Source organism: Marivivens donghaensis (assembly GCF_030410045.1).
GTDB lineage: Bacteria > Pseudomonadota > Alphaproteobacteria > Rhodobacterales > Rhodobacteraceae > Marivivens > Marivivens donghaensis.
This window is the reverse complement of record NZ_JAUFRA010000005.1, coordinates 597,154-610,473: the sequence shown is the minus strand read 5'-3', so window position 1 is coordinate 610,473 and position 13,320 is coordinate 597,154. Positions and strand designations below refer to the sequence as shown.

At 56.3% G+C, this 13,320-nt stretch carries 14 protein-coding genes and 1 tRNA gene; 9 read left to right on the top strand and 6 right to left on the bottom strand.

Going from position 1 to position 13,320, the window contains the following annotated elements:
* The first annotated feature begins 13 nt into the window (after window positions 1-13).
* The 3 genes from nusB (at window position 14) to QWY83_RS08635 (ending at window position 1,696) form a co-directional block, all read left to right on the top strand.
* Entirely contained in the window at window positions 14-481 is a 468-nt protein-coding gene (gene nusB / locus QWY83_RS08645) for a transcription antitermination factor NusB (RefSeq protein WP_067551110.1), read from the top strand.
* A gap of 106 nt (window positions 482-587) precedes the next feature.
* A complete protein-coding gene (locus QWY83_RS08640) occupies window positions 588-923 on the top strand; it encodes a hypothetical protein (RefSeq protein ID WP_105234507.1) in 336 nt (111 codons plus the stop codon).
* A gap of 326 nt (window positions 924-1,249) precedes the next feature.
* Complete coding sequence (locus QWY83_RS08635; RefSeq protein WP_105234508.1) at window positions 1,250-1,696, top strand: MmcB family DNA repair protein; 447 nt, start codon at window positions 1,250-1,252, stop codon at window positions 1,694-1,696.
* Here QWY83_RS08635 and QWY83_RS08630 read toward each other — a convergent pair.
* A complete protein-coding gene (locus QWY83_RS08630; RefSeq protein ID WP_067551101.1) occupies window positions 1,683-1,877 on the bottom strand; it encodes a DUF6324 family protein in 195 nt (64 codons plus the stop codon). The two genes, QWY83_RS08635 and QWY83_RS08630, sit on opposite strands and share 14 nt — an antisense overlap.
* Before the next feature lie 125 nt (window positions 1,878-2,002).
* Here QWY83_RS08630 and QWY83_RS08625 point away from each other — a divergent pair.
* Window positions 2,003-2,079 (top strand) — tRNA-His (locus QWY83_RS08625).
* Between the two features lie 18 nt (window positions 2,080-2,097).
* Here the strand turns inward: QWY83_RS08625 and QWY83_RS08620 are convergent.
* On the bottom strand, window positions 2,098-2,397 hold the full coding sequence (locus QWY83_RS08620) for a DUF6476 family protein (RefSeq protein ID WP_249945273.1): 300 nt from the start codon (window positions 2,395-2,397) through the stop codon (window positions 2,098-2,100).
* Between QWY83_RS08620 and QWY83_RS08615 the strand changes: the two genes are divergently transcribed.
* From QWY83_RS08615 to QWY83_RS08605, 3 genes are all read left to right on the top strand, one after another.
* Window positions 2,396-3,424 carry an RluA family pseudouridine synthase gene (locus QWY83_RS08615; RefSeq protein WP_249945274.1) on the top strand — a complete coding sequence of 343 codons (1,029 nt, stop codon included), beginning with the start codon at window positions 2,396-2,398 and terminating at the stop codon, window positions 3,422-3,424. The genes QWY83_RS08620 and QWY83_RS08615 overlap by 2 nt on opposite strands.
* A 180-nt stretch (window positions 3,425-3,604) precedes the next feature.
* Window positions 3,605-4,501 carry an RNA polymerase sigma factor RpoH gene (gene rpoH / locus QWY83_RS08610; RefSeq protein ID WP_249945275.1) on the top strand — a complete coding sequence of 299 codons (897 nt, stop codon included), beginning with the start codon at window positions 3,605-3,607 and terminating at the stop codon, window positions 4,499-4,501.
* Between the two features lie 93 nt (window positions 4,502-4,594).
* Window positions 4,595-5,560: a Gfo/Idh/MocA family protein gene (locus QWY83_RS08605; protein ID WP_249945276.1), complete on the top strand. Its 966-nt coding sequence runs from the start codon at window positions 4,595-4,597 to the stop codon at window positions 5,558-5,560.
* A 3-nt stretch (window positions 5,561-5,563) separates the two neighbouring features.
* Here QWY83_RS08605 and QWY83_RS08600 read toward each other — a convergent pair whose 3' ends face one another.
* The 4 genes from QWY83_RS08600 to QWY83_RS08585 form a co-directional block, all read right to left on the bottom strand.
* Window positions 5,564-6,742, bottom strand: coding sequence for a dipeptidase (locus QWY83_RS08600; RefSeq protein ID WP_249945277.1), 1,179 nt, complete (start codon window positions 6,740-6,742; stop codon window positions 5,564-5,566).
* 77 nt (window positions 6,743-6,819) lie between these two features.
* A complete protein-coding gene (locus QWY83_RS08595; protein WP_249945278.1) occupies window positions 6,820-8,637 on the bottom strand; it encodes a M3 family oligoendopeptidase in 1,818 nt (605 codons plus the stop codon).
* Between the two features lie 62 nt (window positions 8,638-8,699).
* A complete protein-coding gene (locus QWY83_RS08590; protein WP_290245933.1) occupies window positions 8,700-9,665 on the bottom strand; it encodes an alpha/beta fold hydrolase in 966 nt (321 codons plus the stop codon).
* Window position 9,666: 1 nt separating this feature from the next.
* Entirely contained in the window at window positions 9,667-9,957 is a 291-nt protein-coding gene (locus QWY83_RS08585; protein ID WP_105234515.1) for an SCP2 sterol-binding domain-containing protein, read from the bottom strand.
* Between the two features lie 69 nt (window positions 9,958-10,026).
* Here QWY83_RS08585 and QWY83_RS08580 point away from each other — a divergent pair, with 69 nt between their 5' ends.
* Both QWY83_RS08580 and QWY83_RS08575 read left to right on the top strand, forming a co-directional pair.
* Window positions 10,027-10,587 carry a tetratricopeptide repeat protein gene (locus QWY83_RS08580; RefSeq protein ID WP_249945280.1) on the top strand — a complete coding sequence of 187 codons (561 nt, stop codon included), beginning with the start codon at window positions 10,027-10,029 and terminating at the stop codon, window positions 10,585-10,587.
* 24 nt (window positions 10,588-10,611) lie between these two features.
* Window positions 10,612-13,320 (top strand): helicase-related protein, encoded by a 2,709-nt coding sequence (locus tag QWY83_RS08575; RefSeq protein WP_249945281.1) that lies wholly within the window; start codon window positions 10,612-10,614, stop codon window positions 13,318-13,320.

The window sequence follows — 13,320 nt, the reverse complement described above, 5'->3', positions numbered from 1 at the left end:
GACTGCCCAAGCCATGAACGTTTCCAATAACGAACGCCGCAAGATGAAATCAGCCTCGCGTCTCTACGCGGTTCAGGCGCTGTTCCAAATGGAAGTTTCTGGCCAAACTGTCGAAGCGGTCGTGCGTGAATTTGCGAACTATCGGTTCGGCGAAACGATCGAGGGCGATACGCTGCAAGATGGCGACATCGAAGTCCTGCGTTCGATCGTGGATGTTGCTGTGAACGAACAGGCCAAGATCGACCAAATGACCGACCGCGCGTTGGTTGCGAAATGGCCGATTGATCGCATCGACCCGACCCTGCGTGCATTGTTTCGTGCGGCTGGCTCTGAGTTGGTGGCTGGCGATACCCCACCCAAAGTGGCCATCGTTGAATACGTTCAGGTTGCTGAGGCATTCTTCCCAGAAGGTCGCGAACCTAAATTCGTAAACGCTGTTTTGGACCACATGGCCCGCGAAGCACGCCCTGAGGCGTTCTAACAGGCGGTTCACCGCCGTTTCCTGCGATAACTCTGCTCATTTTGGCGAATCCCCTTGCAGCGCGGGGGGAAGCGACTACGTTCAGTTTTGTAACGGAGGTGCGACCATGCCCAAACTTATCAAGATGTATATCACTCAGGTGATCATCGGTTTCATCGTCTCGGCGGTGTTTGTGGGTCTGCTCCTCTGGTTCAACATCGCGAACCTCGCGCATCTTGTCACCAGCTCCAAAGAGGGCCTATTGGCCGTATTCCTGCTGTGGCTGTTCAACGGCATCGTTTTTGCGGGTGTTCAGTTTGCGATCCGCATCATGAATATGAATGACGATGATGACGAACCACGTGGTGGTCTGCGTCAGCACAGCATGATCCGCGAGCCTGCTTTGGTGCGCGTGCCCGTGCAGGCAAAACGCACCTACCGTGCGCGCAATTTGCGTCACTAAATCCCGCTGCAATTAGTTTAAGGGGCGTCCGCTAGGGCGCCCTTAGTTTTTTGTGTGGGAGAAAGTGGCGAGAACCACAGCAACCGTGCACCCTTTATTCCCGAGGACCTGTTTTTACAGGTGGGCGCCAGATAACCAGGCCAGGGCAAGGACAGAGCCAGCTCCCTCGGATTTGCTTAAGGCCACTGGAATGTAAGGGCTTGCGCACGTGAAGAGCAGAAACTCGCCAAGGGTGCAGATAGTCCTCAGCGTTCCGTCAATCAAGCCCCGCAAGATGACTTGACCAATGTTCACCTATTGTTCATGTTTCTGGCATGACCCTAGAGATGCCAGATGACCGCCTGATGATGCCCGGACAATTGCTTGCCCGTGGGGTTTGTCGGCATTTGCTGACCTATGATTTCGTCACGGTCGAGGAATTGGTTCCGACCCGCGGTTTGCGCGTCGACGTTATGGCACTTGGGCCTAAAGGCGAAATTTGGGTGGTTGAATGCAAATCCAGTCGCGCAGATTTTCAGTCCGACAACAAATGGCAGGGCTATCTGGAATGGTGTGATCGGTTCTTTTGGGCAGTCGATGCCGATTTCCCAACGGACCTTTTACCCGATGATACAGGTCTGATTATCGCTGACAGCTATGGCGGCGAAGTTGTGCGCATGGGGCCCGAATCAAAGCTGGCCCCTGCGCGTCGTAAGGTCATGACCCATAAATTCGCCCGCCATGCAGCCCTGCGGCAGATGGCGGCGCGGGATCCGAAATTTAGCGCTTCTTAGACGCTGCGCGAGCAGCCATTGCGGCGGCGCGCATTTCTTCTGCGATTTCTTCTGCTTCTTCTGGTTCGAAATCCATCGGGATTTCCACACCATCCGCTTCGATGAACAAACGGACCATACCTGCGTCGGTCGGCCCGATCTGGAGATTCGCTTCGATGTCGCGTTCGGTATTGATGCCCATGGTGGCCTCCTGTCTGTCGATGGTCGTGACTATCCCAGCGAATAAGAAACTTGCAAGGGGATGTGAGAAAAAGCGGTGTTAGCCGCTTGCAATCCGTCGGCACACGGTCTAAATCCCGCGCCAGTGCCGCCTTAGCTCAGTTGGTTAGAGCGCTTGATTGTGGATCAAGAGGTCCCCCGTTCGAGCCGGGGAGGTGGTACCATCCCTTACTTCCAGTAGGTTAGCGGTCGATGGTGACAGTTTGTGCCAGCGCGTCCGTGCTACGGTCGTAAATGAGGATCGTATCCGCGTCGGTTACAACCGCATACCAGTCCGTGCCTTGAGTAAATGCGACAGCAGAAACTCCGGCTGGAAGGGTGACGCGATCGGGTAGGGGGATCGGATCGGCGTTCAAGCGGATGACAAGCGTGCCGATAAGGACTACGAACCCCGCAATCATCACAAAGGCCATCGCCGTGACCAATCGTTTCAGATAGGTGACGAGCGGCTGGTCGCTATCGTTTTCAGGAGCCTGATCCATGGCCCATACCCTTGTATCGTTTACCATCGCGGAAAATCCGCCTCCGCGTCTTGATAAGGCGCTTTCGCGCGATGTGCCAGCAGAGGCCGATCTGAGCCGTTCGCGTCTGGGGCGTTTGATCGAAACGGGGGCTGTGACGGTCAACGGTGCGGTGGTTGAAAACCCACGGTTCAAGGTCTCTGAAGGTGATGAGATCACTGTAACCGTTGAAGCGGCCATCGAGAGTCACATCGTTGGCGAAGATATCCCGCTGGTCGTGGTTTATGAGGATGACGATCTGATCGTGATTGATAAACCCGCTGGCATGGTGGTTCATCCTGCACCCGGCACGCCCAATGGCACCGTGGTGAATGCGCTGATCCATCATTGCGGCGATAGCCTATCGGGTGTTGGCGGCGAAAAGCGCCCCGGTATCGTGCATCGCATCGACAAGGACACAAGCGGCCTTTTGGTTGCGGCAAAGAGCGATCGCGCCCACCATGGACTCGCCGCGCAGTTCGAGGATCACAGCGTCAATCGTCGCTACCTCGCGATCTGCTACGGTGCGCCTGACCAGAATGATCCGCGTATTCACGGGGTTAAAGGGACGAACTTTGAACCGGGCAATATCCTCAAGGTCCAAACGTTCCTCGGTCGCCATAAAACCGACCGCCAACGGCAAGCGGTGAGCTTTACCCAAGGCCGCCATGCGGTAACACGGGCGCGGATCATCGAATCCCTTGGTGTGCCGCCGGTGGCTGCGCTGTTGGAGTGCTGGCTGGAAACAGGCCGTACGCACCAGATTCGCGTGCATATGGCCCACGTTGGTCATTCGCTGATCGGTGATCCTGTTTACGGTGGCCGTCGCAAACTGAACGTCAAAGCCATCGGCGAAGCAGGTGCCGAGGCTGCTGCAGCATTTTCGCGTCAGGCGCTCCATGCGGCGACGTTGGGGTTTGAACATCCTGTCACAGGTGAATGGATCGAATTCGAATCCGATTTGCCCGAGGATATGCAGGCGCTTTTGACTGCTTTGGGCGGTTCATAATCGACTGAAACATCTTTCCCGACTGCGTGACTGCGCCGCTTTGCCCCTAGCAGAGCGACGGAGGCTTGCTACATTTGCGTAGAAGGAACGTTGTTGACCCCTTGAACGGGGATGATAGCGCCACCATATGGATGTTAAGCCCTTAAACATCGAAGGGTTCGAGTGAATTGGGGGATTGGAATGAGTAGTTATACCAACCTGCCGGCACCGTCGCCGGAACAAGGATTAAACCGCTATATGCAGGAAATTCGGCGTTTTCCGATGCTGGAGCCTGAAGAAGAATATATGCTCGCCAAACGGTGGGTGGATCACGAAGACAGCGGTGCGGCACATAAACTTGTGACCTCGCACCTGCGCCTCGCGGCGAAAATCGCGATGGGCTACCGTGGTTATGGCCTGCCGCAAGCAGAAGTGATCTCTGAAGCGAACGTCGGTCTGATGCAGGCGGTCAAACGGTTTGACCCTGAAAAAGGCTTCCGTCTGGCGACCTACGCCATGTGGTGGATTCGTGCGTCTATTCAGGAATACATCCTGCGCTCGTGGAGCCTTGTGAAACTGGGGACAACCTCTGCGCAAAAGAAGCTGTTCTTTAACCTGCGTAAGGCAAAGAATCGCATTGGTGCGCTCGAAGAGGGTGATCTGCATCCCGACAACGTCAAACGGATCGCAACTGATCTGGGCGTGACAGAGGAAGAAGTAATCTCCATGAACCGCCGTATGTCGGGTGCTGACGCATCGCTGAACGCGACCGTCGGCACCGAGGACGGCAGTTCAACCCAATGGCAAGACTGGCTCGAAGACGAGGACGCCAATCAGGCTGTTGCTTATGAAGAGCATGATGAACTGACGGCACGTCGCGAATTGTTGGCGCAGGCAATGGAGGTTCTGAATGAGCGCGAGAAAGACATCCTCGTTCAGCGCCGCCTTGCCGACGAGACTGTGACGCTTGAGGATTTGTCGGCGCAATATGACGTCAGCCGCGAACGTATTCGCCAGATCGAAGTCCGCGCTTTTGAAAAGCTCCAAAAGCGGATGCAAGAACTGGCCATCGAAAAGGGTATGCTGATCCCAGCATAACCTACTGTTTCCTCCCTCGGCCTTGGCCGCACCTTGCCCTTGGGTTTGGTGCGGTCTAGGTTGTTTCTGTTAGCGCGAACAGGGAGAGCCGCGATGAAATCTATAAAGTGGGGTATTTTGGGGGCCGCAAAGTTTGCGCGTGAACATATGGCGCGGGCGATCCATGCTGCTGAGGGGGCGCAGTTCTACGCGCTCGCCACATCCAGCGCCGAGAAAGCCGCTGATTTTCAGGCTTTCAACCCGAACCTCGTTATCCACGACAGCTACGATGCGCTTCTCGCTGATCCTGAGGTTGAAGCCGTCTATATTCCGCTACCGAACCACCTCCATGTCGAATGGACGCTCAAAGCGCTGGCTGCTGGGAAACACGTTCTCTGTGAAAAACCGATGGCGATGAAAGAGGCGGATTTTGACTCGATCATCGCTGCTCGTGATGCGTCGGGTCTTTTGGCGGCCGAAGCCTATATGATCGTCCATCACCCGCAATTCACCCGCGCCAAAGAGCTGCTCGCCAGCGGTGTGATCGGGGATCTGATGCTCGTGGATACCGTGTTCAGCTTTAACAATGCGGAGGACACCAACAACATCCGCAACAAGCCTGAAACAGGTGGCGGTGCGTTGGGTGACATTGGTGTCTATGCCTTTGGCTCTGCCCGTTTTGTGGCGGGTGAGGAACCTGTCAGCATCCGCAACGCGCATATCGTCCGCGAAAACGGCGTCGACGTGTTCACTCAAGTCATGGCCGAATTCCCGTCGTTTGCCTATCAGGGCACCGTGTCGATGCGCATGGCGAACCGTCAACACATCACGTTCCACGGAACTGCGGGGCATATCACCCTCACGGCACCGTTTAACGCGGGCGTCTACGATATTGCCGAACTCATCCTTGAAGCACCTGCCACCGAACGCCACGTTGAACGCTGGCCGACGGTGAACCAGTATGTGCTGCAGGTCGAAAACTTTGGCAAAACCATTCGCACAGGCGCTGCTTATCCGTGTCCGCTAGAGTTCAGCCGTGGCACGCAGGCTATGACTGATATGGTTCTGGCGGCAGAGTAACGCTTAATTCAGACGGGCGCGCAGCACGCGGAGCATGTTGCCGCCCATCACCTTTGCGATGGTGTCATCGTCCAGACCACGGTTCAAAAGCGCCGTGGTTAATGCGGGCAGTTCGGAGGTATCGAACGCCGTTTCAACTGATCCGTCAAAGTCAGAACCAAGTGAGACGTGATCCTCCCCCACGGCTGCAATCGCTGCGACGATCATATCCGCGATGCCCTCGGGCGTTATGTCCCCGCAGACCACATCCGCCCAATATCCCATCCCGATCACGCCGCCCGTCTCGGCAATCTGACGCATCAAGGCATCAGGGAAGTTGCGTTTGACAGGGCAATGTCCGTGGAGCCCGCCGTGGCTTACCACAATTGGCACATCAGTCATGGCCAGAACGTCGCGGGCAACCTGTTCGGACGAATGGGCGAGGTCGATGATCCAGCCGTCAGCCACGGCTTTCTCCACCACCTGCTTGCCAAATTCGGTGAGGCCGTGGTTCCCTGTGCCATGGAGCGACCCGCCGAGTTCGTTGTCAAAGAAGTGCTGTAACCCAATGAGGCGATACCCCGCAGCATAGAGCACATCCATGTTTACCAATTCGCCCTCGAGCGGATGCCCGCCTTCAATCCCCAGAAGGCCAGCGGTGACCTGTGACCCTGTCGCACGTTCCGCGATCACGGCGTCCAGTTCGGCTTTTGTTGTCACAATATACAGCTGATCTGGGGCGGCTTCGGCAAATGCATGAAGTTTCTCAGACTGGTAAAGCGCCCGTTCTAATAGGCTGTTCCACGTGCGCGGCGGCCACAATTGGCCGATGGCCAAGAGCGTGATGTTGTCGAGCGCATCGCCCGAGTTTTCATCGTAGTTCTGACCCGCTGGAGATTTCGTGACGGCGGTGAACATTTGGACCGCAACATTGCCTTCGGTCAAACGTGGCAGGTCAACTTGGCCATAGCTCCCGCGTTCGGTCAGGTCGCGGTTCCACAACAGGCTATCGGCGTGCCAATCCCCGATGATGAGGTCAGCGTGCAGTGCGGCACCTGCGTCAGACACAGGGTAGGGGGTGTGTGCGATCACGTTGTTGCGGGACTTTTCGACGTAGGCGGGCGCGAAAGTAAAAAATCCGACCGCACCAACGATGATCCAAACCAGCACGACGGCCAAGAGACGTTTGATGAACCGCAGCATAAGAAAACCCTCCCCCAAGTTGTGGAGGAGGGTGCGTTAGCCAACCCATTCGCGCAAGCGAAACCTTGGGGAAAGTCTTAGCCTTCCATTGCTTCCAGTTCGTCGATGAAGCCTTCGATCATCGACAGCCCTTTGTTCCAGAACGCTGGGTCAGAGGCATCAAGGCCGAAGGGTTCGAGCAGTTCTTTATGGTGCTTCGACCCGCCAGCAGACAGCATGTCGAAATACTTGTCCTTAAACGCGTCGCCCTGTTCGGTGTAAGCCGTATAGAGCGCATTCACGAGGCTATCGCCAAAGGCGTAGGCGTAGACGTAGAACGGCGAATGCACGAAGTGCGGGATGTAGGCCCAGAACGTCTCATACCCTGGCATGAATTCGAACACTGGGCCGAGGCTTTCGCCCTGAACGCTCATCCACAGCGCGTTGATGTCCTCGGGCGTCAGTTCACCTTCGCGACGGGCCGCGTGGAGTTTACATTCGAAGTCGTAGAAAGCGATCTGACGAACGACCGTGTTGATCATGTCCTCGACCTTACCCGCCAGCATCACCTTGCGTTCGGTATCATCCTTCGCGCCTGTCAGCAGTTTGCGGAAGGTCAGCATTTCGCCGAACACTGATGCGGTTTCCGCAAGAGTGAGAGGTGTGTCGGATAGGAATTCACCTTGTTTTGCAGCAAGAACCTGATGGACACCATGACCCAGTTCATGAGCCAAAGTCATCACGTCCCGTGGCTTGCCCAGATAGTTCAGCATGACATAGGGGTGCACGGTCGTGACGGTCGGATGTGCAAATGCGCCGGGGGCCTTGCCCGCTTTGACGCCAGCGTCAATCCAGCCCTTGGTAAAGAACGGTTCGGCAATGTCGGCCATGCGCGGATCAAAGGCGCCGTAGGCATCCATGACGATCTTCTCAGCTTCGTCCCATTTGACGGTGCGATCCGCTTCCATCGGGAGGGGGGCGTTGCGATCCCAAACCTGTAGTTTGTCGAGGCCAAGCCATTTAGCCTTCAGCGCGTAGTAGCGGTGCGACAGGCGCGGGTAGGCTTCAACAACGGCAGTGCGCAGTGCCTCGACCACTTCAGGTTCGACGTGGTTAGACAGGTGACGCGCCATCTGCGGGCTTTCGAACCCACGCCAGCGGTCGTCGATCTCTTTTTCTTTGGCGAGCGTGTTGTGAACGCGGGCAAAAGTTTTGATGTTGTCACCAAAGACACGCGCCAATTCACGCGCCCCTTTTTCGCGTTCATCACGGTTTTGATCGGATAGCAGGTCGAGCGTGGCTTCGATGTTTTTCTCTTCACCATCGATGGTGAATTTCAGACCTGCGATGGTTTCATCGAACAGTTTGTTCCATGCCGTCGATCCCACGACCGAAGCATCGTGGAGGTATTTTTCCAACTCATCCGAGAGCTGGTAAGGCTTCATCGCCCGCATACGGTCGAGGACGGGTTTATAACGCGCGAGGTCAGCGTTCGATTCCATCAGCGCGTCGTAGTGGGCATCTTCAATACGGTTGAACTCAAGGCTCCAGAACACGAGCGGCGTGGTGAAAGTCGTGATCTTGTCCTGACAGTCGGACATGAATTTCGCGCGGCCAGCGTCGGTCGTCAGCTGGTAATAGCGCAGCCCTGCATAAGACATGATGCGGCCCGCGATCTCGCTGATCTTTTCGTTACGCTGGATGGCGGTCAGCAGTTCGTCTGCGGATAGGGTGGCGAGCTTGCCTTCGTAGTCGGCAGCGAAAGCGGCGCATTCCCTTTCGAGCCAAGCCATATCCCGCTTCAGTTCCGCGCTATCGTCGGCGGTATAAAGGTCGGTCAGGTCCCATTCAGGCAATTGGCCAAGGTCTTTGCCGCCCGAAGGGTTGGCGTCGAAAACACGGGTCTTTGCGAACATGACGGATCCTTTTCTTCATCTGTTGATCAACAGATAGTCGCGGTGATCGACAGATGAAAGGCTCAGGCGGTTTCAGGGATGTTTGAATCGGTCAGATGTGCGTGAAAATGTGCGGTGAGCAGGGCAAAGGCCGCCTCGCGGATCGCAGGGCGCTCCATCAGAATTTCGTGTTGTGCGCTATCGAACATATGCAGCGTGCCGTTGGCCCAATGTTGCATGATGGCTTTCACAGCGTTGGAATCGACGATTGATTCATCTGTGCCGAGCAGAGTGATCGTCGGGATTGGTGGCGGGGTCATGTCGCCGAGGGCGCTCATTTCCACCATTGCCTCGTGCAGCCATTGCATCGTGGGCCCACCCAACGCCAGATCAGGCATCAATTCCACCTGACGTTTCATGTATTTAAACATCGATTTATCGGTGGTCAGGCTGTTGCCCTCAAACGGTGCGCGGGCGACGTAAGTTTCCTCGAGCTGCCCAGGCGCTAAGGTGCGTGACAGCCCAATCGGCCGAGCGAGCGAGGTCAGCCCCCACGCAACGGTTTTGATAAATGGTGCGAATTTGATGCCCCACATAGGGGCAGAGAAAACGGCAGCCTTTACCGGCAATCTGTTGTGCAAGGCGCGGAGGCCAATGCATCCCCCCATTGAATGGGCCAATAGAAAGAAGGGTTCAGGGCAGGATTGTGCGCGAGCGTAGGCAACGACCGCATCCACATCGTGCTGATAGTCCGTGAATTTCTCTACATGCCCCAAGAGGCGGTTCGTTAAAGGGCGGTCTGATAGCCCCTGACCGCGCCAATCAATGGCAATGACGTCGAGCCCCTGATCCAGCAGAAGTCCAGCGTCCTTGCCATATTTTTCGATGTATTCAGTGCGCCCCGGAAATAGCAGAACGGTGCCCTTTGATCCCGCGCGCTGCCAATGGCCCACGCGAATCGTGACATCGTCTTTGGTGGTTAGCCAAGCGGCGGACCCGCCCTCGGGGCCTTCCGCTAAATCATTCAAAAGGGGCGCAATCTGAGACATATTAGGCGAGCACGCCTGCGAGCTTCATCGCGGTGCCCATATCGCCGTCCACCGACAGTTTGCCTGTCATGAACGCGGTCGTGGCGTTCTCTTCGCCGTCCAAGATCGCTTTGAATGTTTCTGCAGAAGCGGTCAGGGTCACATCTGTGTCATCGTCGCCCGCGTGAACGCCCGATCCGTCAATAACCAGTGCGCCTTCGCCTTCGATGACGAATTTCGCCGAACCGTCAAAGCCTTCAGATCCCAGTTTTTCGGTCAGGGCTGCTACGGCCTCGGTCACGATATCGCTCATTTTAATACCTTTCGTCGATGTGTTCACGCCGCCACTGGCGGACGGCGATGTTTCCGCTACAGTATTGTTATGAGCGTATTGAAACAGTCTAGCAAACTTACCGTTGCGGCACTGATGGTTGCAGTCGGGATTTCCGGACCCGCTAAGGCGGATTCGGCGGTCGTGGATGATTTGTTCGAACAGCTTCAGGACGCTGATCCGTCGGATTGGGCTCGAATTGAGGGGCAAATCTACGAAGAATGGAGCAAGAGCGGCTCTCCCACGATTGATTTGCTGGTGCGTCGTGGTGGTGAAGCAATCGAGGCGGGCGAATTCGCAGCCGCGATTGAACATTTCACAGCGGCCATTGACCATGATCCGACCTTTGCGGAGGCCTATAATGGTCGCGCAACAGCCTATTATTTGATGAACCAGATCGGTCCCTCGCTCGATGATATTCGCGAGACGCTCGTTCTCAATCCACGTCACTTTGGGGCGATGAGCGGGTTCGCGGTGATCCTCGAAGAACTTGACCGACCGAAAGAGGCGCTTGAGGTCTATGAGCAGATTCTTGATCTGGTCCCCGCCGCTACAAATGTGCAAGAAGCCATTGAGCGACTGAAACTCGACCTCGAAGGCCAGACCCTCTGACCTTCCGCACCGCCGGGGATGCACATGACGACGCCTTCGCGCATCACGGCCGTTTTAGGCCCAACCAACACGGGTAAAACGCATTACGCGATTGAACGGATGTTGGCCTATCCGACAGGTATTATCGGCCTGCCGCTACGTCTTTTGGCGCGCGAGGTCTATGATCGGATCGTTGAAAAACGTGGGGCGATGGTTGTGGCATTGATCACGGGCGAAGAGCGTATCGTGCCGCCCCGTGCCAAATATTGGGTCTGCACCGTCGAAGCGATGCCCCCCGGAATGGGGTGTGATTTTCTGGCCGTCGATGAGATCCAGCTTTGCTCTGATCCTGAACGCGGCCACGTCTTTACCGACCGTTTGATGAACGCCCGTGGGTTGAAAGAGACTGTGTTCCTTGGTTCTGAAACCATGCGCAATGCGATTGCCGCTATGGTGCCAGAGGCACAGTTCATGAAAAAGGATCGCTTTTCGACTTTGACCTACGCAGGTTCGAAAAAGATAAGTCGGATGCCTGCGAGGACGGCAATCGTCGGATTTTCAGTTGAAAATGTGTATGCAATTGCAGAGCTGTTGCGCCGTACCAAAGGTGGGGCCGCTGTCGTAATGGGCGCATTGTCGCCACGCACGAGAAACGCTCAGGTTGAAATGTACCAGAACGGGGATGTGGACTACCTCGTTGCGACTGATGCGATTGGCATGGGGCTGAACCTCGATATCAATCACGTGGCGTTTTCGGCTCTGACCAAATTCGACGGTCAGCGGATGCGGTATCTCGAACCTGACGAGCTGGCACAGATCGCGGGTCGCGCTGGGCGCCACATGACGGACGGCACCTTTGGTGTGACGGGAGAAGCACACGACCTAGACGATGAGGTCGTGAAGGCGATTGAGAACCACCAGTTCCGTCCGATCAAGAAACTGCAATGGCGAAATGGGCGGCTTCAGTTTGGGTCGGTCACGCGACTGATCCAGACACTTGAACAGCGCACCGATGATCCGTGGCTGACGCGGGTGCGGGAATCAGATGACCTCGCCGCGCTGCGAAACCTGTCCCAGGACGCCGAAGTTGTCGCGCGAGCGTCAGATGGGCCGTCCGTTCAATTGCTCTGGGATGTTTGCCGTATACCTGATTTCCGCGGAATTTCGCGTAATGAACATGCGAACCTGTTGCGTGAGATTTTCAACTTCCTTCACCAGCATGGACAGGTGCCTGACGATTGGTTTGCGCGGCAGGTAAAGCGTATTGATCGGACGGACGGGGACATTGACACGCTGTCAAAACGATTGGCCTATATCCGCACTTGGACTTATGTGGCGCAACGCCGCGAGTGGCTGAGGGACGAAACCCATTGGCGTGACGCGACTCGCGCTGTAGAAGACCGACTATCTGACGCGTTGCACGACGCGTTAACGCAAAGATTTGTGGACCGGCGGACCAGCGTTTTGCTTCGCCGGCTCAAGCAGAAGGAGGGCCTTGTGGCCGAAGTAAACGATCAGGGTGAAGTAACTGTTGGCGGTGAATACGTCGGCAAGTTGGAAGGCTTCCGTTTCCGTATGGACAAAACTGGCAGCCCGGACGAGGCCAAGACCCTGCGTCAGGCGTCGGTTCAGGCATTGGCACCGCAGTTTTATCTGCGCGCAGACCGTTTCTACAACGCGCCGGACACCGAAATTGACTACACCGAACAGGGTGGTCTGATGTGGGGTGAACACGCGGTTGGTAAATTGGTCGCAAGCCAAGACGCGATGAAGCCGCAGGTCGTTGCCTTTGTTGACGAAGAAGCTGGCGATGACGTGGCCCAAAAGGTTCAGCGCCGTCTGCAACACTTCATCGACCGCAAAATCGCTGCTCTGTTCGAGCCGATGCTGAACATGCAGCGCGATGAGGCACTGTCTGGCATGGCAAAAGGATTTGCGTTCCGTTTGGCCGAAGGTTTCGGTATTTTGCCGCGTGGCGAAGTTGCCGATGACGTTAAACAACTCGACCAAGATGCCCGTGGCGCACTGCGCAAACATGGCGTTCGCTTTGGTCAGTTCACTATTTTCATGCCCCTTCTGCTGAAACCTGCGCCGACCCGTCTGCGTTTGGTTCTGTGGTCGCTGGCGAACAAACTCGACGAATTCCCCGAAGCACCGCCTCCGGGTCTGGTGACTGTGCCGGCGTCCAAGGATGCGGTTCCGGGTTACTATGCGATGGCGGGTTACCGTGCGGCTGGCGAGCGCGCTGTGCGTATCGATATGCTGGAACGTCTTGCCGACATGCTGCGCGACAAAGACAGCCGTGGTGGGTTTGAAGCGAACCCCGACATGCTGTCGATCACTGGCATGACGCTCGAACAATTCGCGGACCTGATGCAAGGTCTGGGCTACAAGGCTGAACGCGGTGAGCGTGCAAAGGTTAAAGCAGCAGATGCTGCAAAGCCTGAAGCAGAAGCGACCGAAGAAGCCGTTGCTGAGGTTGCTGAAACCCCAGCAGATGCTGCGCCCGAGGAAATGGAAGTTTTCTTCACATTTACTTGGGGTGGTCGTCCAGCTGGCGCGCGTCGTCAGGGCGGTAAACCGCAGGGCCAGCAGGGCAAACCGCGCCGCGAAGGTGGCAAAGGTGGCCCGAAAGGCAAAGGCGGCAAAGGTGGTAACAAGCCTCAGTCGTTTGAGGCCAAACCACGCAAAGAAAAACAGATCGACCCGAACAACCCGTTCGCGGCCGCCCTGTCGGGCTTTAAGGCCAAGTAA